Annotated in this window: 1 pseudogene; it reads right to left on the bottom strand. The window is 55.5% G+C overall.

Annotated features, from left to right (window positions below):
* Positions 1-143 precede the first annotated feature (143 nt).
* Positions 144-575: pseudogene (locus tag FY251_RS20785) on the bottom strand (hypothetical protein); the annotation flags it as partial.

Raw genomic sequence — 575 nt, 5'->3', positions numbered from 1 at the left:
AGTCAGTATTGGCCCATATCACATACCGAACAGTTGTTTCGCCAGATTAGGTAAGAGCCATCGGAGTTAACCAACAGAACAGAAGTATGGCAGTCGGTGTTGGTTAAACCACCACCGTTTCCGCAAAACGACGGGGAGTCGAGTCAGTTCGGGAGCTTCGGTGCAATAACAAATTGCACCGCTCCATCGGCGTCGGGGAACTCCGATTTCAGCACGAGCGGCACCTCGTCTCCAACGCGCAACACCCGATTCGTGCCGTCTGGAAGGCCAGCGTTCGCAGATTTGACCAGCGACGAGTCCAGTTTGACCTCGACATCCGCAGGCTCTAAGGCGATGAGATCAGTCTTCGCTCGACGGTACGTCATGCTGTCAGTGTCGCCGCTTGCGACGAACCGCATCTCTCCGGCCTCAGAATCCACTGTAAGGTCAAACCGGTCGCCAAGCATATCCGCTGCCGAGAGTCCAAGCGACATATCGTCTGGACTCAGGTGGACGGTCGCTGGAATATCGATATCCGGCATTTCAACGGGGTAGCGGAGCGATTCAATCGCGTCCAGTTCGATAGTGCGCGCTAT

Source organism: Haloferax sp. KTX1 (assembly GCF_902410085.1).
GTDB lineage: Archaea > Halobacteriota > Halobacteria > Halobacteriales > Haloferacaceae > Haloferax > Haloferax massiliensis.
The sequence above is the reverse complement of the archived record's forward strand: the minus strand, read 5'-3'. Positions and strand labels throughout refer to the sequence as shown.